Here is a 22735-nt window from a genome sequence, read left to right on the forward strand (position 1 = left end):
GCGACCAACTGCGGCGGAGACTGAAGCAACGTTGGTGAATCGCTCTGCTTCGGCAACATTTCCGTCGGCTTCGACTCAGGCGTCGTACTCGACGGCTTGGTCGAAGTGTCTGTACTCGACGGCTTAGTCGAGATGTCCTCGGTCGCCTTCGGCCGCGAACCATGCGGCTACCAAAGGTGTTGCGACACTGAAGGAGAAGACTTCTTCGGCCGCCCACGCTGCCAAACGGCCCACCGCTCGAGCGACGAGGTCGCGGACCACCATCCGGACCGCTGCGACGATTCCACCGGCCATGCGCACCGCATCGGAGGCCGCCTTCGCTGCGGTGACGCCGCCGACAGCTTCGCCTCCGTCCTCCCCCAATGCCGTTTGCGCTGATTCGATCGCATCGATCTCCACCGCATCCACGAATAACGGTGGGAGAAAGGCGCACAGCTTTCCGAACGCGTCGGTCGGCAGTGAAACCGCCTGTGCCGCTTCCAATTCCTGCGACAGGGACTGGCCGATCTTTTCCACATTCGTGGCGTGGTCCGCAGCTTCTCCGGCTCCACCGAAACTTCGCTCATCTACCCCCCGTACATCCCGGTTCCCGAAACGCCTTGCGGTCGAACCGGTGTGGTGCGCGATTACCCACTACAGCCAGGACTTCTGACGGAAAGCCCCCGGAAAACGACAGAGCCCCATCCGTCGAAACGGATGGGGCTCCATGCCTTCAACGCAGAAGCGAATCTGCGCAGCGACCGACTTACACGTCGAAGTAGAGCTCGAATTCGTACGGGTGCGGACGCAGGTTCACCGGCGCGATTTCGTTTTCGCGCTTGAGGTTGATCCAGGTCTCGATCAGGTCCGGGGTGAACACGTTACCTTCGGTGAGGTAGTCGTGGTCGGCCTCGAGGCGGTCGATGACCGAAGCCAGGCTGGTGGGGGCCTGCGGGATGCCCTTGGCCTCCTCCGGCGGGAGCTCGTAGAGGTCCTTGTCGACCGGGGCCTTCGGCTCGATCTTCTTCTTGATGCCGTCCAGGCCGGCCATCATCATGGCGGCGAAGGCCAGGTACGGGTTACCCGAGGAGTCGGGCGCACGGAACTCGATGCGCTTGGCCTTCGGGTTGTTGCCGGTGACGGGGATGCGGACCGCGGCGGAGCGGTTGCGCTGCGAGTACACCAGGTTGATCGGGGCCTCGTAGCCCGGGACCAGGCGGTGGTAGGAGTTCACGGTCGGGTTGGTGAACGCCAACAGCGACGGGGCGTGGTGCAGGATGCCGCCGATGTAGTGGCGCGCCAGATCCGACAGGCCCGCGTAGCCGGCCTCGTCGTGGAACAGCGGCTTGCCGTCCTTCCACAGGGACTGGTGCACGTGCATGCCCGAGCCGTTGTCGCCGAAGAGCGGCTTCGGCATGAAGGTGACGGTCTTGCCCTCGGCCCACGCGGTGTTCTTCACGATGTACTTGAACAGCTGCAGGTCGTCGGCCGCGCCGAGCAGGGTGCCGAACTTGTAGTTGATCTCGGCCTGACCGGCGGTACCGACCTCATGGTGGCCACGCTCGAGTTCGAAGCCCGCGTTCTGCAGGTTGGTCGAGATCTTGTCGCGCAGGTCGACGTAGTGGTCGTACGGGGCGACCGGGAAGTAACCGCCCTTGTTACGGACCTTGTAGCCGCGGTTCAGGGTGCCGTCCGGGTTGAACTCCGCGCCGGTGTTCCAGGAGCCCGAGATCGACTCGATCTCGTAGAAGGCGCCGTTCATGCCCGAGTCGTAACGGATGGAGTCGAAAATGTAGAACTCGGCCTCGGCACCGAAGTAGGCGGTGTCGGCGATGCCGGTGCTCTTCAGGTACTCCTCCGCCTTGCGCGCGACGTTACGCGGGTCGCGGCTGTAGGCCTCCCGGGTGAACGGGTCGTGCACGAAGAAGTTGAGGTTCAGCGTCTTGGCCTGACGGAACGGGTCCAGGCGCGCCGTGCTGAAGTCGGGGAGCAGCAGCATGTCCGACTCGTCGATGGACTGGAAGCCACGGACGGAGGAGCCGTCGAACGCTAGCCCTTCCTCAGCGAGGTCAGCGGTGAAAGCCTTCGCGGGGATCGAGAAGTGCTGCTGCACACCCGGAAGATCACTGAAGCGGATGTCGACGTATTCGACTTCCTCTTCCTTGATGTGCTTGATGACCTCGTCGGCCGTGCTGAACGTCACTTGTTCTCCTTACGGATCGGTTCCCAGCCAGTGTCGATTGCATGGGTTCGTCGCGTCCAGACGCTATGGACGCGATGTTTCCCAGCAATCAAGGCTGTGTTTCGCCAGTGTTACACGTGCGGCTGGCCGGGTGTTGATGGCCACCCGGGCTCGAACAGCATCGTAATCCTGTCCTTTTTACCAGCGCCCGCCGAGGTCACTCGGGTTAATGCGGTGTCCTACGACCGGTCGTAGAGGCCTATTCTGGGGATCATGGCACGCATCAGCGGATCCTGGCTCTCCGGACCTTCGGCCGACCCGGGCGATCCGGCAACCCCCGAGTTCCCCGGTCAGCACCTGGGTCTGCCGCGCTCGGGCGCGGGGTCACTGGTCGGCATGTTGCGGCGGATCGTCGCGCTCGTGGTGGACTGGTTCATCTCGCTCGGTGTGACCGCAATCATCGTTCGACCGAACCCGGACAAGATCATCGCCGGCATGGATATTCCGGCCGGGAAGCCGCGCCCGTCGAATTTCGAGGCGATTGTGAGTGCGCTCACGACTCCCAACCTGCTCGTCTGGTTCGTGATCGGCGTCGTCGCGGTGTCGTTGTTCGGGTATACGCCGGGGCAGTACTTCCTGCGCCTGCGCGTCATCCGCGTCGATGCACCGGTGGCCGTCGGCGTCCTGCGCGCGCTGGCCCGCCAGGTGCTACTGGTCTTCGTGGTTCCGGCACTGTTCACCGACGCCGACGGTCGCGGCATGCACGACCGCGCCACCGGCACCGCGGTCGTCCGCTCGCGCTAGTACCTCCGGGCGGGCGTCGGAACAGTACGCTCCGGCGGTGTCTCTGAATCCGGTCATGCTGGCGGTCCGCCTGTTCCTCGAACTCGCCGCCATTTCGTCGTTCGCGGTCTGCGGTTGGCTCGCGTTCGATTCGCCTTGGCGCTACGTGCTGGTTGTAGTGCTGCCGCTTGCCGCCGCCGCGGCTTGGGGCACGTTCGCGGTGCCCGGCGATCCGAGCCGCAGCGGAAATGCCCCGGTCGCGGTGGACGGCTGGGTCCGGCTGCTGGTCGAGATCATGGTGCTGTTCGGTGGCGCGGCCGCATTCTGGCTCGCGGGGCTGCCGCGTTGGGCCCTGGTCTTCACCGCGGTACTCGTCGTCTACCACGTCGTCGGCTACGACCGGATCACCTGGTTGCTCGGCGTCGGGCGAACCGGAACGACTCCTTAGAAATGCGAAGGCCCGCATCCCATGGGATGCGGGCCTTCAAACAGGATCAGCGCCGGCGGATGGTGCGCTGCACTCCGCGCATCTTGGCGCCCGCGGGCATCGGGCCCTTGGGCAGTGCGGGACCGCTGCGCGAACTCAGTGCGGCCAGGCGACCCTCGATGAGGTCCATGCGCTTGGCGTCGATATTGCGGGGCAGCTTGGTGAGGTGCTTCTGCAGCTCCTTCAGCGGGATCTGGCCCTCATCGTTGCCGATGATGATGTCGTAGATCGGGGTGTCGCCGATGAGTCGCGCGGTGCGCTTCTTCTCCTGTGCCAGTAGCGACTTCAACCGCTGCGGGGAACCCTCGCCGATCAGGATGACGCCCGGCAGACCGATTACCCGGTGCACCGCATCCATCTGAGTGGTGGCCGCGACGCCATTGCTGACCCGCCATTTGCCCTGCAGATTGTCCAGCACCCAGGCCGCCGCACCCGCTTGGCCCTCGGCCTTGGCGTAGACATTCCGCTGCACCCGGCGACCGAAGATGATGAACGCGACGAGCACACCGAGCAGCAGGCCGAGCGGCAGCAGGAACCACTGCAGCCCGAAGATCAGGCCGACCACCAGGAAAACGACCGTGATGCCGACGATGGCGCCGATCATCAAAGGCAGCAGCAGCTTGTCTTCCTTGCGCTGCATCTGGAACGCCTGCCAGAGCTGCTGGCGGCGTTCTTTCGACTGCTGCTTGCGGGCCGCCTTAGCCGCGGCCTTCGCTTCCTTCGACGGCGTGCCGCCCTTGCCTACTGCCATATTCACAGGATAGTGGCACGTCGGGTGGGTGCCCCCACCGCGTCAGTTGACGCCGCGACGCGCGATCTCACCTAAAGCGGTGAGATCCAGATCACCCGAGGTCTCGGTCCACCCCATGGCACGCAACTCCGCAGGAGTGCCGACACCGAGCGCGTCACGCAGGCCGACCGCGACCGAGCGGGCGAGTCCGCGCAAAGTGTCCAAAGACAGTGGCCAGAGCAGGGTGCGAGTCCAATTGTCGATCTCGCGCCGTGCGACGGGTTCGCGCCAGCCGAGATCGCGCAGCATGCGTTCAGCGGTCGGCGAGATGGGCTGCGCGAGATAGGAATTGCCCGCCAATTCGACGGACAGTTTGATGTCGTATTGCACGAATTGGACGTATCGATTGCCGGGCGCGGCAATGACCAGCGTTGCCCGCGAAGGTAGTTCCGACAGGCACTGTGCCAGCGACCGCACGAATAGGTCCCAATCCGTGGTCACCGGCTCACTCATACTCCCCCCGGGGACTCGCACTGGGCCGATCATACGCCGAGCTACCTGAGACACCAGCCGAAACTTATTGACCGAACATGACCTTCGCCGTGCTGATAGCGAGAGCGGATAGCCTGCCGTTCTCACGAACGACAGGCTCCTTCGTCACATGGTCGCGGCAATCCGCCGGGGCGTCACATCTTCCGATTCCGGAACCCGGCCGAGCCCGCGGAAAACGGGCACCTCCAGCTTGCGGCTCGCGGGCCGCAATCCCCACGACGCCACCACGCACAGCGCGAAAAAGCCGGTGTAGATCAGATGATTCGCGGCGGAACCGTGCGCGATATGCGAGGCGAATCCGCCGGTCAGGTCGAAAAACGCACCGGCATAGGCCCATTCCTTCACCAACGGAAATCGCGGGACAGCAAGTGCCATGGCGCCGAGCACTTTCCAGAATCCGAGGATGGTCATGACATAGGTCGGATAACCCAATTCCGTCATGCCCGCAGCGGTCCCGCCGCGATGCAGCAGGTCGGCGATACCGCCCGATGCCAGGACGAACACCGTCAACCCGGTAGTGGTCCAGTAGCCGATCGATCGTGCGTTGCTCATGGTTTCTCCTGCCTGCGCGAGCGTTTCCCGCTGTCACACCCCTGACCAGCGCGGGGCCCGAGATGTGACAGGCAAGGCTCAGCCCACCTGCAGTTCCATGAGTTCCAAGGTCTGCGGGTCGGCGAGCAGATCGATCGCCACGATCCGGCCTTCGGACACGGTGAAATCGAAGACCACGCGCGGTTGGCCGCCGACGGACCACACGAGGCCCGCCCGTCCATCGATGAGCGCGAGCTGCGCCGCCCTGGCCCGGCCGGAGAAGGTCTGCGCGACAGCGTTCGCACCGGACGCGCCCGCGGCACCGGTGGCGATGGCCGCGGCGTCGACGCGCAGCACCACATCCGGATCCAGCAGAGTCAGCAGCGCCTCGAATTCACCGCTGCGCGAGGCGGCGAGGAATGCGTCGACGACCTCACGCTGGCGATCGCGGTCGGCGGCGGCTCTGACACCCTGCACCCGCCGCCGCGCCCGACTCGCCAATTGCCGTGCGGCCGTGGGAGTTTTGCCGACGATCGGCGCGATCTCGTCGAACGGCACGGCGAACATGTCGTGCAGTACGAACGACAGCCGCTCCGGTGGGGCAAGGGTGTCGAGCACGACGAGTAGGGCCAGTCCGATCGAATCGCCGAGCACCGCTTCCTGTTCCGGGCCGTCGACATCGGGCACCGGTTCGAATTCGTCGAGCGGTTCCTCGCGCCGTGTCTTGCGGAACTGCAGCATATTCAGGCAGACCCGGGCGACCACGGTGGTGAGCCAGCCACCCAAATTCTCGATCTCGTCGCTATCGGAACGGCTGAGTCGCAGCCAGGCCTCCTGGACGGCGTCATCGGCTTCGCTGCCGGAGCCGAGCATGCGATACGCCACCGCGAGCAGATGTGTGCGGTGCTCCTCGAAGCGCTCGGCAAGAAATTTCTCGTCCACTTGTCACATTCTCCCGTTCGGGCTGGTCATGTACGTGAACTGGAAACCACAACCGCGAACAAGGAGCGAATGATGACCGCTGGACTGCAGACCATCGTGTACCCCGTCACCGACCTGGTCAAGGCGAAGAGCGTGTACGGCGCACTATTCGGCTCGGAGCCCACCGCCGACACCCCGTACTACGTCGGCTACCGGGTGGCGGGCCAGGACGTCGGCCTGGACCCGAACGGCCACAAGAAGGGTATGACAGGCCCGATCGGCTACTGGACCGTCGATGACATCGAGAAACAGTTGGCCACCCTGGTCGAGGCCGGTGCCGAGGTGACCCAGCAGCCGACGAATGTCGGCGGCGGAAAGCTGATCGCGACGGTCGAGGACACCGACGGGAATGTCTTCGGCCTGATGCAGCCGTAGGCGAGGATCGAACCATGCCCCACGAGACCTATGACGTGCGCCCGATCGGCCGGGTGCGCTCACCGTTGACCGATCCGGCGGATGCGCCGAAACAAGGCGACGAAGGCGCACCGCCCGCCGAGATCGTGCTCGATCCCGAGGTCACGGCGGGCGTGGCGGGCTTGCGGCCCGGCGCCGAGGTGTTGGTGTTCACCTGGTTGCACCGGGCGGATCGGGAGGTGCTCGCGGTGCATCCGCGCGGCGACCGCACCCGCCCGGTCACCGGGGTGTTCGCGACGCGCGCACCGCATCGGCCGAATCCGATCGGGCTGCATCGGGTCACGATCGCCGATATCGATGGGGCGACGCTCACCGTGCACGGTTTGGAAGCAATCGACGGCACACCGGTGCTGGATCTGAAACCGGTGCTCGGTCCGACCGCTGAGCGCTGAGTGACACCCCCGTTCCGGGGGCTGGACTATCGACCAGTAGCGGTCGATAGTTCTCGAGTGACTGTGCTGTTGCGTGGTGTGGCCGGTGTTTTGTTGATGCTCGGCGTGCTGGCGCCGGTGACGGCGGCAGACCCGGTCGGTGTGCCGTTCCAGTGGTCGCAGAGCTTCATCACCGCGCCGGACGGCACCCGGCTGCACGCCGATATCCTGCGCCCGCAGGGCATTTCCGCGGATACGCGCACGCCGGTGGTGATGACCGTCAGCCCGTATCGCTCACATGCCGCCTACTTGAGCGTGCCGCGTCTCGAGGGTGGGCCGTCCACCGACGACCTGCACGTCGCGATGTTCCTGAATGCGGGCTATACCTACGTCATCGTGGATCTGCGCGGCTACGGCGGCTCGTCCGGATGTCCGGATTTCGGTGGGCCGGGCGAACGCTCGGATGTGGCTGCCGCCGTGAAGTGGGCGTCGGGGCAGCCGTGGTCGACCGGTCGGGTCGGCATGATCGGCACCTCCTACGAGGCCTGGACCGGGATGATGGGGCTGGCCGCCAAACCCGCGGGCTTGGCCGCCGTCGCGGCGTTCGGACCCGATGTCGACCCGTACGCGTACATGTACATGCAGGGTGTCGCTTGGAAGTTCTCCGGTAAGCCGGTCACCGAGAGCGGCATTCGCCCAGCCGAGATGACGGGTTTCGAACACCTGCTCATCGCCTCCACACCGGGCCGACCCGACGACTCCCCCGAGTACCAGTCCAATGCCGTCCAGGTTTCGGCGGGGTGCTACGAGCAATTCGCGGCGAACACCACCAACCATGACGCCACCACTGCTTTCTGGCGTGAGCGCGATCTCGTGGAAGAGTTGCGCGGCAATACCATTCCGCTGTTCGTCGGCCAGGGCTTTCTCGATTACAACACCCGGGCGTATCGCATCTTCGACGTCTGGAATGCGCTCGGTCCCGGCGATCATCGCGCTTGGTTCGGCCAATGGGGCCACAGCGATTGCGACAGCAAATGCGGTGCACCGGATTTCGATACCCAATTACTCGCCTTCTTCGACAAGCATGTCGCCGACCGCGATATCGAGGTGCCCGGCCCGCGCGTGACGGTCGGCCAATTCGATGGCGGTTGGCGCTCCGAAACCGCATGGCCGCCCGCTGACTCGCGCCGCATTCCGATCGACCTGCGCACCGGGACCTATACCGATCGCGGCCTGCTGCCCGGACCCGATCGCGAGATCTGGTCCATTTCCGAGCCGCTGAGCACCACCCAGCACATCTCCGGAATTCCGACGGCGTCGCTGCGCCTGTCCGGTCCGCCGACCGCGACGGTCGCGGTCGAACTATTCGATATCGCTGCCGACGGCCGCGGCACCATCATCACCCGCGGCATCGCTCCGGTCGCCGATACCGCCGAGATCAGACTGTTGGCGCAGGACTGGCCGATCATTGCCGGGCACCGCCTCGGCGTGCGGATCACCGATGTCGTCGACGACGTCTGGTCCCATACCGCCGCCAATGCCCAGGTCACCGTCGTCTCGGCGCGCCTGGACCTGCCCCTGCTCAGCACCCCGCGTACCCCCGACCTCATCGGCGGGACCAGCGAGGCCTGGGCGAAGTGGCGCGACCAGAAGGTCCGCGCGCTCGGCCCCGAGGTGTTGAATGCAGTGGTGCCCATGAACTTGCCGAATGCGGCCGGCCCTCGATGACAGGTAACGCCGCGCAGACCCACCCCACGCCGGTGGTCGTCGATACGGACGTCGCCGAACGCCTCGCGCAGGCCTTGCGCTGCGCGACGGTTTCCTACGAGCCGTCGGATACCGCGGAGCCCACAGAACCCAGCGACTCAGCATTCGTCCGGCTGGGCGCGCACCTGGAACAGTCGTTCCCGCTGGTCCACGCCGAACTGGAATTGGAGCGGTTCGGACACAGCAGGCTGTATCGCTGGCCGGGCGTCGAACCGGATCGGGTGTCGGCGATTCTGCTCGCCCACCAGGATGTGGTGCCGGTCGACGATCTGCAGCGGTGGACGCATCCGCCGTTCGCGGGCGTGGTGGACGACGAATTCATCTGGGGCCGCGGGGCAATCGATGACAAGAGCCGATTGATCGCCATTCTGGAGGCGGTGGAATCCGCACTCGCCGCCGGAATCCGCCCGCGGCACACCATCTATCTGGCATTCGGGCACGACGAGGAAGTGTTCGGCGATGACGGCGCGGTGCGCATGGCGCAACGGTTGCGCGAATCCGGTGTGCACGCGGATCTGCTGCTCGACGAGGGCGGCGTCATCCTCGACGATATCGCCGACGGCATAGACCGGCCGGTGGCCTCGATCATGGTGGGCGAGAAAGGCTATGCGACCGTTCGCCTTTCGGTATCGGCGGTGGGCGGACATTCGTCCATGCCCGGCAGACAGACCGCGGTCGGACGGATCGCCCGCGCGGTCGGCCGAATCCAGGACCATCCGATGCCGCTGCGGTTGACGCCGGTGGTGTCCGACATGGTCACCAGACTGCGCCACGTCATGCCCGAATATCGCCGCCGCCTGCTCCGCTTCGCCGGACTGGCCACGCCGGTGATCATCCGGATACTCGCGGCCCGTCCGCAGACCGAGGCGATGGTGCGCACCACGACCGCGCCGACGGTCATCCGCGGCGGCGTCAAACCCAATGTGCTGCCGCAGCAGGCCGAGGCCCTGGTGAATTTCCGCATCCTGCCCGGCGATTCGGTCGAATCGGTGCTCGCACACTGCCGTAGGGTGGTGCGCGACGCGGACGTGCGGATCGAACTCGTCGGCATGACCTCCGAACCCTCCCCCGGCAGACCGCCCGGCCCGGCATTCGACATGATCGCGGGCCTGGCCGAGTCCGTCGTGCCGGGCATCGCGGTGACCACCGGCATCGTCCCCGGCGCCACCGATTCCCGGCACTACGACGACCTCGCCGCCACCCGCTGCAACTTCGCCCCCATCCTGCTGACCAAGGCGGATGTGGAAACGATCCACGGAACCGACGAGCGCATCTCCCTGGTGAACTACGCTCGGCTCATCGAGTTCAACCGGCGGCTGATAGATCAGCTCGCGGCGCCGCCACCTACCCGAGGAGCCGATGCATGACAACCGATCCGAAGGCCGGCGAGTCCGCCGAGCCGACACCGGTCACCGAGGGCCAATTCGACGGCATCGGCAGCCGAATCGCTTGGCGCGCATGGCTTCCCGATACCACCGCGCATGCGGTGATCGTGCTCGTGCACGGCGTCGCCGAACACTCCGGCCGCTATGCCCATGTCGGAAAGCGACTGGCGGACAATGGTTTCGCGGTCTACGCGCTCGACCATCTCGGCCACGGCAAGTCAGCGGGCAATAACGCGAATATCGGTTCGATGGCCGGCTCCGCCGACAATGTCGCGGAGATGCTGAAGATCGCGAGCCGCGAACATCCGGATGTGCCGCGGTTCCTGCTCGCGCATTCGATGGGCAGTCTGATCACGTTGTATCTGGCGGTCCGCGCGCCGATCGACGTCGACGGCATCGTTTTGTCGGCGCCGCCGCTGGATATCGCGGTCGGCAATCTGCTGCAACGCCTGCTCGGTCCGCTGCTGTCCCGGTTCGCGCCGAATGTCGGTGTGCTGAAACTGGATTCGTCGATGATCAGCCGCGATCCCGAGGTGGTGCGCGCCTACGACAACGATCCGCTGGTCTTCCGCGGCATGCTCCCGGCCCGAACCGGGATGGAGATGCTCAATGCCACCGAGTTCGTCAAGAGCCGTCTGGACCAGCTCACCGTGCCGCTGCTGGTGTTGCACGGCACCGCCGACGCCATCGCGGCACCGTCGAGCACCGATCTGATCGAGCAGGGCGCGGGTTCGAAGGATCTCACGGTGATCCGCTACGAGGGCCTCTACCACGAGGTCTTCAATGAGCCCGAACAGGACAAGGTGCTCGCCGATGTCCTGGAGTGGCTGCGGGCCCACGTAGCGGACCAGTGAGCCGCTAGCGGTAGTTCGTCAGGCAGGTCTGCTCGCCGTCGAGGACTCCGGTGCGGAACGCCGCCAACCGTTGGAAGCCGCTCGCCACCACTTTGCCGTCCACATCGCCGGCGACCAGACCGTCGGCGAGCAGTCCGGAGACCGCCTCGTCGAGATCGTTCGCCGACAGCCGCGGATCGCTGGCCGGCTCGCTCAGCTTGGTCGTCACGACTCCGGTGAGGCATGCGGTGCGCAATCCCGCGGTTTCGGCCCCGGTGACCGAGAGCTTGCGTTCCTGTTGCACCGCAAGGACATACCGCGAGATGAAGACCGCGAATGCGTTGTAGTCACCGTCCACCACCGCCGAGAGCGGTTCGTCGTCGCCCTTCATCGCCCCGCCGCGTTTGGCGAGTTCGGGCACATCGGTGCCGATCTTGTTCGAACTCGGGCAGTACGAGACCGGCTCGGTGGCGGTTACTTTCGAGCAGTTCTTGATGATCCCGTTGTAGTCGTACTGCGGCGCCTGCTGCAGCGGGAAGATCTTCGCCAGCGCCTTGCTCAGGCTGGTCAGCGATGCCACGTCGACCGGAAGCTGGGCGTCCTGTTCGCCGTCCTCATATGTCGTCGGCAGGGTGCCCCGACGCTGCTCGATCTCCTTCTTGTTGATCTTCTTGCAGCCCTGGGCGCCGTCGGTGTAGCCGATCTGCACCGCGGTCACCCGCTCGAAGGCCGAACCGTGCACATTCTTCGGGTTATCCGGATCGGTATCGCGCACCGCGATGGTCGCGCCGAGGACCGCATTGAGCCCGTCGGTCATATTCAGCGTGAAATGCGCCGAATTCCCTTCCGCCACATGGCGCAGGAACACACCGGCCAGGCAGTCGGCCTGCTGCTCCTTCACCAGTGTCCCGGTGAAGAATCCGGCGATCTTGGCCTGCCCCTGGATGGAGTGACCGTATTCGTGCGCGAGCACCATCACGATCGCCATATCGCTGTACTTCTCCTGCAGCAGCGGCAGCAGCACACCGCGGTCCCAGCCGATGGTGTGGTCCACGCTGCAGTAGGCGGCGTTGACCAGGTGATAGGTGCTGGACTTGCAGAATGTGATCGCCTGCTCCTTGGAGGCCTTGGCATCCCAGGAGATGTAGCGGCTCACCGGCTTGAAGGTGCCGGGAAAGTTCTTGCCGTACTCGGTCTTCCAGAAATCTTCCAGGTCGGCGATGGTGTTGAGGGCGAGTTTGTCGACCGCGCCGCCGTCGCCGTTCTCCGCGGTGAGCGGTGCGTCCGGCACCCCCCTGCGCGGGCCGCTCGGACCGCTATTGGAGACCGCGCCGGTCAGCTCCCACGGATTGTCCGCGGTCACCGCGCTCGCCCCCGGCTGGCCCGTCTTGCTGTCGCAGCCGACCAGCGCCGCGCCGACCAATAGCATTACCGCGACCACCCCGAACCGCAGCCGTCTAGTCCTCATCAGGTCTTTCCTCCCCGAACTCACTGTGGGTCCGTCCTCGGCGAACCCGACCCGATGGGGCAGCCGCCTGCCCGTCGAGCGATCACATGGTAATCGCAGAAACCCCTGCGCGCGTATACGTCTGAGCGCATTCGCTCCGTCAGGCGTTCAACTGCACCTGTGCCAGTATCGCGCGGTGATCGGATCCGGGAATAGTGAGCGAGCGGACGTCGGCCGCCGTGCCATCGGCGACCAGAATGTGGTCGATGCCGATCACCGGACCCCACCGACGATCCGCCGGATAGGTCAGCAGCGGCCCGGCACCCGCCTGATCCGCCGCAGCGACGAACCGGCCGCGCAGCAGATCGCGGAATGCCGAATGATCGCGGGTGGCATTGAAATCCGCGCCGACGATCGCGGGACCCTGTTGCGCGTCCAATATTTCGCGAATCCTGTCCAGCTCCGAACTCCAGGCCGGGAAGTCGACCGACGGCGGCACCGGATGGAATGCGAACACCGCGACCGGTCCGCGCTGTGGATGCTCCATGGTGGCGGACAGATTGTTCATCCAGAATCCGTCGTATTTCTTGGTGTCCCGCAACGGATATCGGCTGTAGATCCCGGTGCCGTTGCCGCCCCCACGTGGCTGTAGGAACTGATGTGGCAGCAACTCTTCGATTCCAGCTGCCGCGAGTCGCTGCGCGACCTCCGGTGTCAGCTCGTCGACGGTGAGCACCTCGACCCGGTTCTCCCGCACCGCCCGAACCACCGCCGCCGCATCCGCCTCGCCGAACAACAGATTCGACTGCATGACCGAAACTTCCGGCCCACTCGCCGCCCGACCCTCCGGAACGAACATCGGCACCTGCATCCACAGCACCGACGCGACGATCACCCCGGCCACCGCCGCACTCTTCCACCCCCGCGCGATCAGGAACAACAGCAAACCCAACCCCGCCCCGAGCATCAAATACGACGCACCCGACGCCAACAGCACGAGAGCCTGCCGCCGCCACGTCCCGAAATGCAGCACGATCCCCAGAACACCCGCCACCAAGGCGCACCAGCCCAGCCCGAGCACCACCCACTCCACCCATTTACGCATGCCCCGACCCTAACCGGCAGCGATGGAGACCCGGTGCGGCGATTGTGGAGATCCCGTGGGGAAACACTCCACCTACACTGGCCGGCAGAGAGTGAGGTGGTCGCGATGTATGTAGAGGAGTTCACGGCGACGGGTGCGCTCACCGCGGACGCGGCCGAGGATCTTGCCCACACCGCGGGCCGGTTCACCTCGCGAATCACGGTGACCTGCAGTGGGCACACCGTGCTGACACCGGTGCTGCCGTCGTGTTGGGACGAGTTGCGTGTGCGCGCGGGCAGCACGGTATCGGTCACCGCCGAGCGGGGGTACTGCCCGCTCGACGATGAGGACCGCATCGCGCTGCGGGAATTCGTGCGCCGCTTCCAGGTGCTGACCGCGGTCGGTCCGGCGCGACTTCCGCTCAGTGGCGGTGCATCTGCTCGACGAGCACGGCGGCGTCCGTGGTGAGCGAACCACCAGCGAAAGCCAGTGTGGCCAAGGAACGTTCGGCCGCGGCCGGATGGCCCGCGCCGCAGGCATCGGTAACCACAATCGGGAGATAGCCCAGGTCCAGGCTGTGCCGGACGGTGGGTTCGATGCCGACCTCCACAGCGATGCCCGCAATGGCGTAAGTGTCGATGCCCAAGTCGCGCAAGGCGATATCGAGCGGCGTCGCCGCGAAGGCCGACATGGTGATCTTATCGATGACCACCTCGTTCGCACCTGGCGTCAGCTCGGGGACGAGCTGATATTGGGGTGACCCCTGCGGGAAGCTGGAATTCACCTCGTTCGGGTTGTCTACCCGCTGCCACTCCATGGCCGTGCGCAGTTGCGCGACACCGGCCGCTGCGGGCGGCAGCGACATATGCCGGGTGTAGAAGACGCGGAAACCGTTCTCCCGCGCCGCATCCCGCAGCTGCACACAGGTCTGGACGATCTTGTCGCCGTCCGGCAGCTGCCGCACGATGCCGACCTGCATGTCGTAGACGATCAGCGCCATCCTGGTCGGATCGCAGGCATCCGCGAGGGTCTGCGGAATGCTCAGACCGTAGGCGTATTGCATCAGGCCGACCCCACCTTCGTCCGGTCATAGGGCTCGGCGACGTCGACGGCGGGATCCATCAGCGCCTCCAGCGGCAACGGGGCCTGCACCGGAACGTAGGTCCATTCCAGGTGACCGGCCTTGGTCAGCGGGAAATCGGCGACATAACGTTTCGCCTCCTCCACGCTTTCGACCTCGAATACGATCACCACGCCCGGCTCGTCGGCGCGCGCATAGTTCTCGCGCACGATGCCCGCCTTCCACAGCCGCCACACATTGGCGACCTCCTCGGGGAGATAAGGGGTGATGGTCTCCATCGTCACGCCGGGCTTGAAGCTGTCGAAAACGATGACTTTCACGGGAATCGAACTCCATGTCTGCAGAATGTGGTGCGGCCGCGCCGCAGTGCGAGTTCCATGTAAGCCCGATGATTACAGTGTTACAAGAACGCACTTTTTGGTGAGTACCGGGAGGCGAGCAATGCCGGAGAAGCGCTATTACTGCGCGGTGGAGGTGACCGTCGATCTCATCGACGGCAAGTGGAAGCCGGTCATCCTGGCCCACCTCAAGGAGGGCGTGCGCCGCTACGGCGAATTGCGGCGCCTGATGCCGAGCACCAGCGAGAAAATGCTCGTCCAGCAACTGCGCGACCTGGAGTCCGACGGCCTGATCCGCCGCACTACTTTCGATACCGTGCCGCCCCAGGTCGAATACGACCTGACCGAGGAGGGCTGGAGCCTGGTCCCGGTGCTCACCGCCCTCTACGAATGGGGACAGAAACGGGCCGACCGCGCGGGTATCACCCTGCCCTGAGCGAAATCGCCGACGGTAGTCCAATAGCGGCCGCCGTGCCCACTGAGAACCACCTTTCGACTACCGTCGGCGCGGGTCAGCCGCCGAAGACGCGCTCCACCACGGCTTTTGCGCGGCGGGTGATGCGCATGTAGTTGTCCAGGAACTCGCTGCCGTCATCGTTGGGCCACCCGGCGACCCGCGCGACGGCCGATAGTAGACGGCCCGGGCCGGGGAGTTGATCGGCCGGCTTGCCGCGCACGAGCACCAGTGCGTTGCGCGCCCTGGTCGCCGTGATCCAGGCTTCGCGCAGCAGCGAAACATCTTCGATCGCAAGCAATTTGGTCTGCTCGATGACATCGAGGGATTCCAGCGTCGAGGTGTTGTGCAGTGCACGCACATCGTCGGCGTAGCGCAGCTGCATCAGCTGTACGGTCCATTCGATATCAGCGAGACCACCGCGTCCGAGTTTGGTGTGGGTCGCCGGATTCGCACCGCGCGGCAGGCGTTCGGCATCCACCCTGGCCTTGATGCGGCGGATCTCGCGCACCGCCTCCGCCGATACCCCGCCCTCGGGATAGCGCACCTTGTCGATGATGTGCAGGAACCGGACACCGAGGTCCTGGTCCCCGGCCACCTGATGCGCGCGCAGCAGGGCCTGCACCTCCCACGGCTGCGCCCACTGCTCGTAGTAGGCGGCATAGGCGGCCAGCGTGCGCACCAGCGCACCGTTGCGCCCCTCCGGGCGCAGTCCGGCGTCGACCTGCAGCGGCGGATCGGTACTCGGCGCACCGAGCAACCGCTGTACCTTCTCCGCAATGCCGATCGCCCATTTCACGGCCTTGGTCTCGTCCTCGCCGGGACGCGGGTCGCAGACGAAGAGCACATCGGCGTCGGAGCCGTAACCGAGTTCCAGGCCGCCGAGTCGCCCCATGCCGATCACCGCGAAATCGGCCGGTGCCTGCGCCCCGAGTTCGACCTCGCTGGCTCGAATCACCGCGCGCAGTGCGGCTTCCAGCACCGCGACCCACACCGAGGACAGCGCCCGGCATACCTGGGGCACGTCCAGCATGCCGAGCAGATCGGCCGACGCCACCCGCGCCAATTCGTGTCGGCGCAGCGAACGGGCAGCGGCCACAGCACGTTTCGGATCGTCGTAGCGTGCCGCCGCGGTAAGGATCCCGCGCGCAACGTCTTCCGGCTGCGGGCTGAGCAACAGCGGCCCGCCCGGACCGTCGGCATACATCCGGATCGTGTCCGGTGCGTTGATCAGCAGATCCGGCAGATATTCCGAGGAGCCGAGCACGATCATCAACCGCTGCGCGATCGCGCCCTCGTCGCGCAATTCGCGCAGGAACCAGATCTGATCGTCCAGGCCCTCCGAGACCCGCCGGTAAGCGAGCAGTCCGGCATCGGGATTCGGTGTGTCCCCGAGCCATTCGAGCAGGGTCGGCAATAGCAGCGCCTGAATCCGGCCCTTGCGCGATACCCCGCCGGTCAACGCTTTCAGATGTCCCAGTGCGTTTTCCGGGGCCGCATAGCCGAGCGCCGCCAACTGGCGGATCGCCGCGTCCGGGCTCAGGCGCAGCGCGTCGGGATCCAACTTGACGACCGATTCGAGCAGTGGCCGATAAAAGAGCTTGGCGTGTAATCGCCGCACCCGCACCGCGTTTCGGCGAATCTCATTGCTCAGCACGCCGACCGCGTCCTGCCGTCCGTCCGGACGGATATGGGCCGCGCGCGCCAGCCAGCGCATGCCCTCCTCGTCATCGGCGGCGGGCAACGTGTGGGTGCGCTTGAGCCGCTGCAACTGCAGCCGGTGTTCGAGCAGGCGCAGGAACTCATAGGAAGCGGTGAGATTCGCCGCATCGTCGCGGCCGACATAGCCGCCCGCCGCCAACGCCGTCAGCGCCTCGATGGTGTCCTGCACATGCAGGGTCTCGTCCACCCGTCCGTGTACCAATTGCAGTAGCTGCACGGCGAATTCGACATCACGCAAGCTGCCGTGGCCGAGTTTGAGTTCGCGTTCGCGCAGATCGGCGGGCACCAGATCCTCCACTCGGCGCCGCATCGCCTGCACATCGGCGACGAAGTCGGGGCGCTCGGAGGCGGTCCACACCATCGGCATCAGCGCGTCGCGGTACTGCTCTCCCAGCGCCAGATCGCCGGTCATCGGCCGCGCCTTGAGCAGTGCCTGGAACTCCCAGGTCCTGGCCCAGCGCTTGTAGTACGCGATATGCGAGTCCAGGGTGCGCACCAGCGCGCCCGCCTTGCCCTCGGGCCGCAGTGCCGCGTCGACCTCGAAGAAGGCCGCGCTGCCCACGCTCATCATCTCGGCAGCCAACCGGGTGGCGGTGGCATCGGCCGGTTCGGCCACGAAGACGACATCGACATCGCTGACGTAGTTGAGTTCGCAAGCACCGCTCTTGCCCATGGCGATCACGGCCAGCCGCACCGGCACCGGCGCATCCTTGCAGACCCGGGACACCGCCACCGCCAGCGCCGCGGTCAGCGCGGCATCGGCGAGATCGGTGAGATGGCGGCCGACCACCTGATACGGCAGCACCGGCTCGTTCTCCACGGTGGCAGCCAGGTCCAGCGCGGCCAAGAGCATCAGCTGATCGCGATATCGCTTGCGCAGCAGCGCAACTGCCTCGGGACCGGACAGCTCGGCCCGGTACAGCACGGCATCCGTATGCGGACTCTCGGCCGGTACCGCTTGCACGGCAGCCAACAGATCAGCGATCAGCTCCTCGCGCGCGGGCAACTTGTCCCGCAGCAGAATTCGCCACGCCGGAGGGTCCGCGACCAGATGATCGGCGAATGCGCTCGATGATCCGATGAGCGCGAAAAGCCTGCCGCGCAAGGCGGTATCGATCCGCAGCGTCGAATCGAGTTCGGACCAGTCCTCGCCGAGCGCCGCCTGCAACCGCGTCAGCGTCAGCAGTGCGAGATCGGCATCGGGCGCGCGCGACAGCGCCCACAGCACCGGAATGGAGTCGATATTGTCCCAAGCCAACTCTCGTAACGAGGCGGCGGCGGTCGGCTCGAGCAAGCCGAGCCGACCGACACCGGGGACAGCAGAACGAGCAGACGGCGGCCGGACCATAACTCCAACTTAGATGGCCCTTCATCTCTTTCCACCCGGCCGGGGTGGAAAGAGTCGCAAACGTAGCCGACCGCGGCCGCTAGCGACTGCTTGCAGGTCGCTCGAAAAGGGGCCGCCAGCGACTGCTTGCAGGTCGCTCGAAAGGGTCAGCTTCAACCGGCTAGAGGCCGAGGTACTCCTTCAGCTCGTACGGGGTCACCTGGCTGCGGTAGTCCGCCCATTCCCGGCGCTTGTTGCGCAGGAAGAAGTCGAAAACGTGCTCGCCGAGCGTCTCGGCGACCAGCTCCGAGCGCTCCATCGACTGCAGCGCCTCGTCGAGCGTGCCGGGCAGCTCACGGAAGCCCATGGCGCGCCGCTCGGCGGCGGTCAGCGACCACACGTCGTCCTCGGCCTCCGGCGGCAGCGTGTAACCCTTCTCGATGCCACGCAGACCGGCGGCAAGCAGCACGGCGAAGGTCAAGTATGGGTTGCAGGCCGAATCTGGGCTGCGGATCTCGACACGCCGCGAGGATGACTTGTTCGGGGTGTACATCGGCACCCGCACCAGCGCGGAGCGGTTGGACCGGCCCCACGAGGCCGCCGTCGGCGCCTCGCCGCCGTGGATGAGCCGCTTGTAGGAGTTCACCCACTGGTTGGTGATCGCGCTGATCTCCGGGGCGTGCTCGAGGATGCCCGCGATGAAGGCCCGTGCGGTCACCGACAGGTTTTGCGGATCGTCGGCATCGTGGAAGGCGTTGGCCTCGCCCTCGAACAAACTCATATGGGTGTGCATTGCCGAGCCGGGGTACTGGGCGAATGGCTTGGGCATGAAGGTCGCGCGCACGCCCTCGTCGATCGCCACTTCCTTGATCAGGTAGCGGAAGGTCATCACGTTGTCGGCCATGGACAGCGCGTCGGCGTAGCGCAGGTCGATCTCCTGCTGTCCCGGGGCGCCCTCGTGGTGGCTGAACTCTACCGAGATGCCCATCGACTCCAGCGCGTCGATGGCGTGGCGACGGAAGTTGGGGGCGGAATCGTGCACGGCCTGATCGAAGAAGCCGCCGGAATCGGCCGGGGTCGGCATGGAGCCGTCCTGCGGGCCGTTCTCCAGCAGGAAGAATTCGATCTCCGGGTGCACGTAGCAGCTGAACCCGACGTCACCGGCCTTGTTGAGCTGACGCCGCAGCACGTGGCGCGGGTCGGCCCAGGACGGCGAACCGTCGGGCATGGTGATATCGCAGAACATACGCGCGGAGTGCTGATGGCCCTTGCTCGTCGACCATGGCAGCACCTGAAAGGTGGAGGGATCCGGCCGCGCGACCATATCGGCCTCCGACACCCGGGCGAAACCCTCGATGGCCGAGCCGTCGAAGCCGATGCCCTCTTCGAAGGCGCCCTCCAGCTCCGCCGGAGCGATGGCAACGGACTTCAGATAGCCCAACACATCGGTGAACCAGAGACGCACGAAGCGGATATCCCGCTCTTCGAGCGTCCGCAGCACGAATTCCTTCTGGCGATCCATGTCGCCGAGCGTAAGCACCCGGCGTTAAATCCGTGTTACATACACGCTTAGGGATTGCAATCCCATCATTCGGAATGAGTCGCACGGAGTGCAAGATCGCGTTGTGAGCGAGCGTCAGCGAGTGAACCAAAGGCACAGTGCGCCGCCGCGCACGACGGAGCCGAGCGTCGGCGAGGCGCAGTCGTGAGCGGGGAATCAGCAGGTCAGACCGGCCTCGGGCACCTTCAGATCGGTGAGGTAGGAGATCACCGCGTCGTCAAGGCACTGGTTACCCGCGACCAGCGCCGCGGTGTGTCGGGTGCCCCTGTAGGTGATCAGTGCGGCGCCCAACTGGTTGGCCAGATCGACACCGGCTTGATACGGGGTCGCGGGATCCTCGGTGGTCGACACCACCACCGTCTGCGGCAGACCCGGCGCCGAAACCTTGTGCGGTGTGCTGGTGTTCGGCACCGGCCAGACGGCGCACAGTTCCAGCGGTGCGCTCCCGGTGCCGCGGCCGTCGTCCAGGAACGGCGCCGCCTTGCGGTATTCCGTGTCCTGTCGACCCGTCACCGCACGATCGTTGATCGGCGGATCGTCGACGCAGCGGATGGCGTTGAAGGCCTCCTGCGTGTTGTCGTAGTTACCGTCGTCGCGGCGGCCGTCGTAGAGATCGGCCAGCTTCAGCAGCGTGTCGCCCCGCCCGTCGCGCAATTCGGACAGGCCGACGGTGAGCACCCGCCAGAAATCATCGGAGTAGAGCGCCTGCTGCACACCGGTGATGGCATCGCCGTAGCTGAGTCCGCGCGAATCGGTGGTCGCGGCCGGTTTGGTCTCCAGCGGATTCACCAGCGCGCGGAACTTCGCGACCGCCTGGGCCGGATCGGTGCCGACCGGGCAGTCCGCCTGCTTGGCGCATTCCGCGGCATAGGCTTCGAATGCCTGCTGGAAGCCCGCCGCCTGTCGCAGTGATTCCTGCACCGGATCCTGGGATGAGTCCACCGCACCGTCGAGCACCAGCGCCCGCACATTGCCCGGGAACTTCTCGGCGTAGGCCGAGCCGAGCTTGGTGCCGTAGGAGTAGCCGAGGTAGCTGAGCTTCGGATCGCCGAGGACAGCGCGAATCACATCCATGTCCTGCACCACCTCGCGGGTGCCGACGTGGGCCAGGAATTCGGTGCCGGTGCGCTCGACGCAGTGACCGACGAACTGACGGTTTTCGTCCTCGGCCTTGGCGATGCCGTCCGGGGTGTTGTCGGTGGGGGGTTCGGCGCGTTCGGCGTCGTTCTGCTGCGGGGTCAGACAGGCGATGGTCGGGATCGAGGAGCCGACACCGCGCGGATCGAAGCCGACCCGGTCGAAGCGCTCGGCCAGCGGCGTCTTACCCGCGATACCCGCCATCGACAGACCCGATACGCCCGGCCCGCCGGGATTGAGCAGCAGTGAGCCGATCCGCTTGCCGCTGGCCGGAATTCGGGCCAACGCGATCTGCGCGGTCGCGCCGTCGGGCTTGGTGTAGTCGACGGGCACGGTGATGCGGGCGCATTCGGTATTGGGCGCGGGGCGGTCGTCCGGGGAGCCGAAATCGTCGCAGGAACCCCAGTTCGCGGTCTGGCTGTAGAACTTCTCGAGGCCCTGGGGAGGTGTGGGTAACGCATTGCCCGGCCCGCCCTCGGATGCGCTGCATCCGGCCGCCACCACCGCCAACGTCACCGCGACCAGCACACCACGCGACCCACTCCGCACCACAGACATGGGAAAGATCCTGCCACTGCCGTGCGTGCGGCCGCCCGGCGGCGCGGATACGGCTGTGACCAAATGCACCGTCATCGCCCTTAAGTCGCGATCGCACGGGTGGCAGACTGGATTCGTCACACAACCCGGGGACCCGGACGGGCCTCGAGGCGACACCCACGAAAGGGACGATGATGTCCGTATCCGAATCGGAGACCCCTGCCTACGGCGCTGCCCCGGCTGCCAAGCCGGCCAAGCGCAAGACGCGGGTACCTCATCTGCAGCAGATGAAGGCCGATGGCGAGAAGTGGTCGATGTTGACCGCCTACGACTATTCCTCCGCTCGCATCTTCGAAGAAGCCGGAATTCCGGTGCTACTGGTGGGCGACTCCGCCGCCAACGTCGTCTACGGCTACGACACCACGGTGCCGATCACCGTCGACGAGCTCATTCCACTGGTGCGCGGCGTGGTCCGTGGTGCACCGCATGCGCTGGTGGTGGCCGATCTGCCGTTCGGCACCTACGAAACCTCGCCGCAGCAGGCACTGGCCACCGCGACCCGGTTCATGAAGGAGGGCGGTGCGCACGCGGTCAAGTTGGAGGGCGGTGAGCGGGTCGCCGAGCAGATCGCGCTGATCACCTCGGCCGGTATTCCGGTGATGGCGCATATCGGCTTCACCCCGCAGAGCGTCAATACCCTCGGCGGTTTCCGGGTGCAGGGTCGCGGCGACGGCGCCGAGCAGCTCATCGCCGATGCCATCGCGGTACAGGAGGCCGGTGCGTTTTCCGTGGTGATGGAGATGGTCCCCGCCGAGCTGGCCGGCCAGGTTACCCGCAAGCTGACCATTCCGACCGTCGGCATCGGCGCCGGCGCGGAATGTGATGCGCAGGTGCTGGTCTGGCAGGATATGGCGGGCTTCACCAGCGGCAAAACCGCCAAGTTCGTCAAGCGGTTCGGCCGGATCGGCGATGAATTGCGTTCCGCCGCAGCTGCTTACGCCGACGAGGTGCGCCGAGGGACCTTCCCCGGCCCCGAGCACAGCTTCTGAGTT

The 22735-nt window shown here is 65.9% G+C and carries 23 protein-coding genes; 10 read left to right on the forward strand and 13 right to left on the reverse strand.

Features of this window, described 5'->3' with window-relative positions; translation table 11 throughout:
- Positions 1-123 precede the first annotated feature (123 nt).
- Both ACQPYR_RS31900 and glnA (ACQPYR_RS31905) read right to left on the reverse strand, forming a co-directional pair.
- A complete protein-coding gene (locus tag ACQPYR_RS31900) occupies positions 124-516 on the reverse strand; it encodes a hypothetical protein (RefSeq protein ID WP_433622574.1) in 393 nt (130 codons plus the stop codon).
- Positions 517-745: 229 nt separating this feature from the next.
- Complete coding sequence (glnA, locus tag ACQPYR_RS31905; RefSeq protein ID WP_387294815.1) at positions 746-2182, reverse strand: type I glutamate--ammonia ligase; 1437 nt, start codon at positions 2180-2182, stop codon at positions 746-748.
- Between the two features lie 252 nt (positions 2183-2434).
- On the opposite strand from glnA (ACQPYR_RS31905), the gene ACQPYR_RS31910 reads away from it, so the two are divergent.
- Entirely contained in the window at positions 2435-2965 is a 531-nt protein-coding gene (locus tag ACQPYR_RS31910; RefSeq protein ID WP_433622575.1) for an RDD family protein, read from the forward strand.
- 37 nt (positions 2966-3002) lie between these two features.
- A complete protein-coding gene (locus ACQPYR_RS31915; protein WP_433622576.1) occupies positions 3003-3392 on the forward strand; it encodes a YrdB family protein in 390 nt (129 codons plus the stop codon).
- A gap of 46 nt (positions 3393-3438) precedes the next feature.
- Here the strand turns inward: ACQPYR_RS31915 and ACQPYR_RS31920 are convergent, their stop codons facing one another.
- The 4 genes from ACQPYR_RS31920 to ACQPYR_RS31935 form a co-directional block, all read right to left on the reverse strand.
- Positions 3439-4182, reverse strand: a complete 744-nt coding sequence (locus tag ACQPYR_RS31920) for a DUF4191 domain-containing protein (protein WP_433622577.1) — start codon at positions 4180-4182, stop codon at positions 3439-3441.
- Between the two features lie 42 nt (positions 4183-4224).
- Entirely contained in the window at positions 4225-4674 is a 450-nt protein-coding gene (locus tag ACQPYR_RS31925) for a TY-Chap domain-containing protein (RefSeq protein WP_433622578.1), read from the reverse strand.
- Between the two features lie 144 nt (positions 4675-4818).
- Entirely contained in the window at positions 4819-5265 is a 447-nt protein-coding gene (locus ACQPYR_RS31930; RefSeq protein ID WP_433622579.1) for a DoxX family protein, read from the reverse strand.
- Between the two features lie 78 nt (positions 5266-5343).
- Complete coding sequence (locus ACQPYR_RS31935; protein ID WP_433622580.1) at positions 5344-6186, reverse strand: sigma-70 family RNA polymerase sigma factor; 843 nt, start codon at positions 6184-6186, stop codon at positions 5344-5346.
- Between the two features lie 69 nt (positions 6187-6255).
- Here ACQPYR_RS31935 and ACQPYR_RS31940 point away from each other — a divergent pair, with 69 nt between their 5' ends.
- Genes ACQPYR_RS31940 through ACQPYR_RS31960 form a run of 5 tightly spaced genes read left to right on the forward strand, consistent with a single transcriptional unit; the run spans position 6256 to position 11016 of the window.
- The gene (locus tag ACQPYR_RS31940; RefSeq protein WP_433622581.1) at positions 6256-6600 is read left to right on the forward strand and encodes a VOC family protein; all 345 of its coding nucleotides are present in this window, start codon (positions 6256-6258) and stop codon (positions 6598-6600) included.
- Positions 6601-6614: 14 nt separating this feature from the next.
- Complete coding sequence (gene tsaA, locus ACQPYR_RS31945) at positions 6615-7031, forward strand: tRNA (N6-threonylcarbamoyladenosine(37)-N6)-methyltransferase TrmO (protein WP_433622582.1); 417 nt, start codon at positions 6615-6617, stop codon at positions 7029-7031.
- Between the two features lie 57 nt (positions 7032-7088).
- Positions 7089-8738: a CocE/NonD family hydrolase gene (locus tag ACQPYR_RS31950; protein WP_433622583.1), complete on the forward strand. Its 1650-nt coding sequence runs from the start codon at positions 7089-7091 to the stop codon at positions 8736-8738.
- The gene (locus tag ACQPYR_RS31955; RefSeq protein ID WP_433622584.1) at positions 8735-10144 is read left to right on the forward strand and encodes a M20 family peptidase; all 1410 of its coding nucleotides are present in this window, start codon (positions 8735-8737) and stop codon (positions 10142-10144) included. Before ACQPYR_RS31950 ends, ACQPYR_RS31955 begins: the two co-directional genes overlap by 4 nt.
- A complete protein-coding gene (locus tag ACQPYR_RS31960) occupies positions 10141-11016 on the forward strand; it encodes an alpha/beta hydrolase (RefSeq protein WP_433622585.1) in 876 nt (291 codons plus the stop codon). Before ACQPYR_RS31955 ends, ACQPYR_RS31960 begins: the two co-directional genes overlap by 4 nt.
- A gap of 4 nt (positions 11017-11020) precedes the next feature.
- On the opposite strand, the gene ACQPYR_RS31965 is transcribed toward ACQPYR_RS31960, so the two are convergent.
- Both ACQPYR_RS31965 and ACQPYR_RS31970 read right to left on the reverse strand, forming a co-directional pair.
- Complete coding sequence (locus ACQPYR_RS31965; protein WP_433622586.1) at positions 11021-12463, reverse strand: metallopeptidase; 1443 nt, start codon at positions 12461-12463, stop codon at positions 11021-11023.
- A 139-nt stretch (positions 12464-12602) separates the two neighbouring features.
- Positions 12603-13547, reverse strand: coding sequence for an endonuclease/exonuclease/phosphatase family protein (locus ACQPYR_RS31970; protein WP_433622587.1), 945 nt, complete (start codon positions 13545-13547; stop codon positions 12603-12605).
- 105 nt (positions 13548-13652) lie between these two features.
- On the opposite strand from ACQPYR_RS31970, the gene ACQPYR_RS31975 reads away from it, so the two are divergent.
- Entirely contained in the window at positions 13653-13994 is a 342-nt protein-coding gene (locus tag ACQPYR_RS31975) for a hypothetical protein (RefSeq protein ID WP_433622588.1), read from the forward strand.
- Here ACQPYR_RS31975 and ACQPYR_RS31980 read toward each other — a convergent pair.
- Together ACQPYR_RS31980 and ACQPYR_RS31985 are read right to left on the reverse strand one after the other, a co-directional pair.
- Positions 13948-14589, reverse strand: coding sequence for a cysteine hydrolase family protein (locus tag ACQPYR_RS31980; RefSeq protein ID WP_433622589.1), 642 nt, complete (start codon positions 14587-14589; stop codon positions 13948-13950). The two genes, ACQPYR_RS31975 and ACQPYR_RS31980, sit on opposite strands and share 47 nt — an antisense overlap.
- Positions 14589-14927: a hypothetical protein gene (locus tag ACQPYR_RS31985; RefSeq protein WP_433622590.1), complete on the reverse strand. Its 339-nt coding sequence runs from the start codon at positions 14925-14927 to the stop codon at positions 14589-14591. The genes ACQPYR_RS31980 and ACQPYR_RS31985 overlap by 1 nt, the downstream gene beginning before the upstream one ends.
- A 121-nt stretch (positions 14928-15048) precedes the next feature.
- Between ACQPYR_RS31985 and ACQPYR_RS31990 the strand changes: the two genes are divergently transcribed.
- Positions 15049-15381 carry a winged helix-turn-helix transcriptional regulator gene (locus ACQPYR_RS31990; RefSeq protein WP_433622591.1) on the forward strand — a complete coding sequence of 111 codons (333 nt, stop codon included), beginning with the start codon at positions 15049-15051 and terminating at the stop codon, positions 15379-15381.
- A 76-nt stretch (positions 15382-15457) separates the two neighbouring features.
- Here the strand turns inward: ACQPYR_RS31990 and ACQPYR_RS31995 are convergent, their stop codons facing one another.
- The 3 genes from ACQPYR_RS31995 to ACQPYR_RS32005 all read right to left on the reverse strand — a co-directional run bounded on the left by ACQPYR_RS31995 (position 15458) and on the right by ACQPYR_RS32005 (position 21704).
- Positions 15458-18469, reverse strand: coding sequence for a bifunctional [glutamine synthetase] adenylyltransferase/[glutamine synthetase]-adenylyl-L-tyrosine phosphorylase (locus ACQPYR_RS31995; protein WP_433622592.1), 3012 nt, complete (start codon positions 18467-18469; stop codon positions 15458-15460).
- A 160-nt stretch (positions 18470-18629) separates the two neighbouring features.
- A complete protein-coding gene (gene glnA, locus ACQPYR_RS32000; protein WP_433622593.1) occupies positions 18630-19970 on the reverse strand; it encodes a type I glutamate--ammonia ligase in 1341 nt (446 codons plus the stop codon).
- A 195-nt stretch (positions 19971-20165) separates the two neighbouring features.
- Positions 20166-21704, reverse strand: coding sequence for an alpha/beta hydrolase (locus tag ACQPYR_RS32005; protein ID WP_433622594.1), 1539 nt, complete (start codon positions 21702-21704; stop codon positions 20166-20168).
- Between the two features lie 173 nt (positions 21705-21877).
- On the opposite strand from ACQPYR_RS32005, the gene panB reads away from it, so the two are divergent.
- Positions 21878-22732, forward strand: a complete 855-nt coding sequence (panB, locus tag ACQPYR_RS32010) for a 3-methyl-2-oxobutanoate hydroxymethyltransferase (protein ID WP_397051209.1) — start codon at positions 21878-21880, stop codon at positions 22730-22732.
- The last annotated feature ends 3 nt before the right edge of the window (positions 22733-22735 follow it).

This window comes from Nocardia sp. CA-120079 (assembly GCF_050955745.1).
GTDB lineage: Bacteria > Actinomycetota > Actinomycetes > Mycobacteriales > Mycobacteriaceae > Nocardia.

What these genes read in the sequence shown, in the direction of transcription:
- ACQPYR_RS31910 (WP_433622575.1), top strand. Translation starts at nt 2,435, where the DNA reads ATGGCACGCATCAGCGGATCCTGGCTCTCCGGACCTTCGGCCGACCCG.
- ACQPYR_RS31920 (WP_433622577.1), bottom strand. Translation starts at nt 4,182, where the DNA reads ATGGCAGTAGGCAAGGGCGGCACGCCGTCGAAGGAAGCGAAGGCCGCG.
- ACQPYR_RS31925 (WP_433622578.1), bottom strand. Translation starts at nt 4,674, where the DNA reads ATGAGTGAGCCGGTGACCACGGATTGGGACCTATTCGTGCGGTCGCTG.
- ACQPYR_RS31930 (WP_433622579.1), bottom strand. Translation starts at nt 5,265, where the DNA reads ATGAGCAACGCACGATCGATCGGCTACTGGACCACTACCGGGTTGACG.
- ACQPYR_RS31940 (WP_433622581.1), top strand. Translation starts at nt 6,256, where the DNA reads ATGATGACCGCTGGACTGCAGACCATCGTGTACCCCGTCACCGACCTG.
- tsaA (WP_433622582.1), top strand. Translation starts at nt 6,615, where the DNA reads ATGCCCCACGAGACCTATGACGTGCGCCCGATCGGCCGGGTGCGCTCA.
- ACQPYR_RS31955 (WP_433622584.1), top strand. Translation starts at nt 8,735, where the DNA reads ATGACAGGTAACGCCGCGCAGACCCACCCCACGCCGGTGGTCGTCGAT.
- ACQPYR_RS31960 (WP_433622585.1), top strand. Translation starts at nt 10,141, where the DNA reads ATGACAACCGATCCGAAGGCCGGCGAGTCCGCCGAGCCGACACCGGTC.
- ACQPYR_RS31965 (WP_433622586.1), bottom strand. Translation starts at nt 12,463, where the DNA reads ATGAGGACTAGACGGCTGCGGTTCGGGGTGGTCGCGGTAATGCTATTG.
- ACQPYR_RS31970 (WP_433622587.1), bottom strand. Translation starts at nt 13,547, where the DNA reads ATGCGTAAATGGGTGGAGTGGGTGGTGCTCGGGCTGGGCTGGTGCGCC.
- ACQPYR_RS31975 (WP_433622588.1), top strand. Translation starts at nt 13,653, where the DNA reads ATGTATGTAGAGGAGTTCACGGCGACGGGTGCGCTCACCGCGGACGCG.
- ACQPYR_RS31980 (WP_433622589.1), bottom strand. Translation starts at nt 14,589, where the DNA reads ATGCAATACGCCTACGGTCTGAGCATTCCGCAGACCCTCGCGGATGCC.
- ACQPYR_RS31990 (WP_433622591.1), top strand. Translation starts at nt 15,049, where the DNA reads ATGCCGGAGAAGCGCTATTACTGCGCGGTGGAGGTGACCGTCGATCTC.
- ACQPYR_RS31995 (WP_433622592.1), bottom strand. Translation starts at nt 18,469, where the DNA reads ATGGTCCGGCCGCCGTCTGCTCGTTCTGCTGTCCCCGGTGTCGGTCGG.
- glnA (WP_433622593.1), bottom strand. Translation starts at nt 19,970, where the DNA reads ATGGATCGCCAGAAGGAATTCGTGCTGCGGACGCTCGAAGAGCGGGAT.
- ACQPYR_RS32005 (WP_433622594.1), bottom strand. Translation starts at nt 21,704, where the DNA reads ATGTCTGTGGTGCGGAGTGGGTCGCGTGGTGTGCTGGTCGCGGTGACG.
- panB (WP_397051209.1), top strand. Translation starts at nt 21,878, where the DNA reads ATGTCCGTATCCGAATCGGAGACCCCTGCCTACGGCGCTGCCCCGGCT.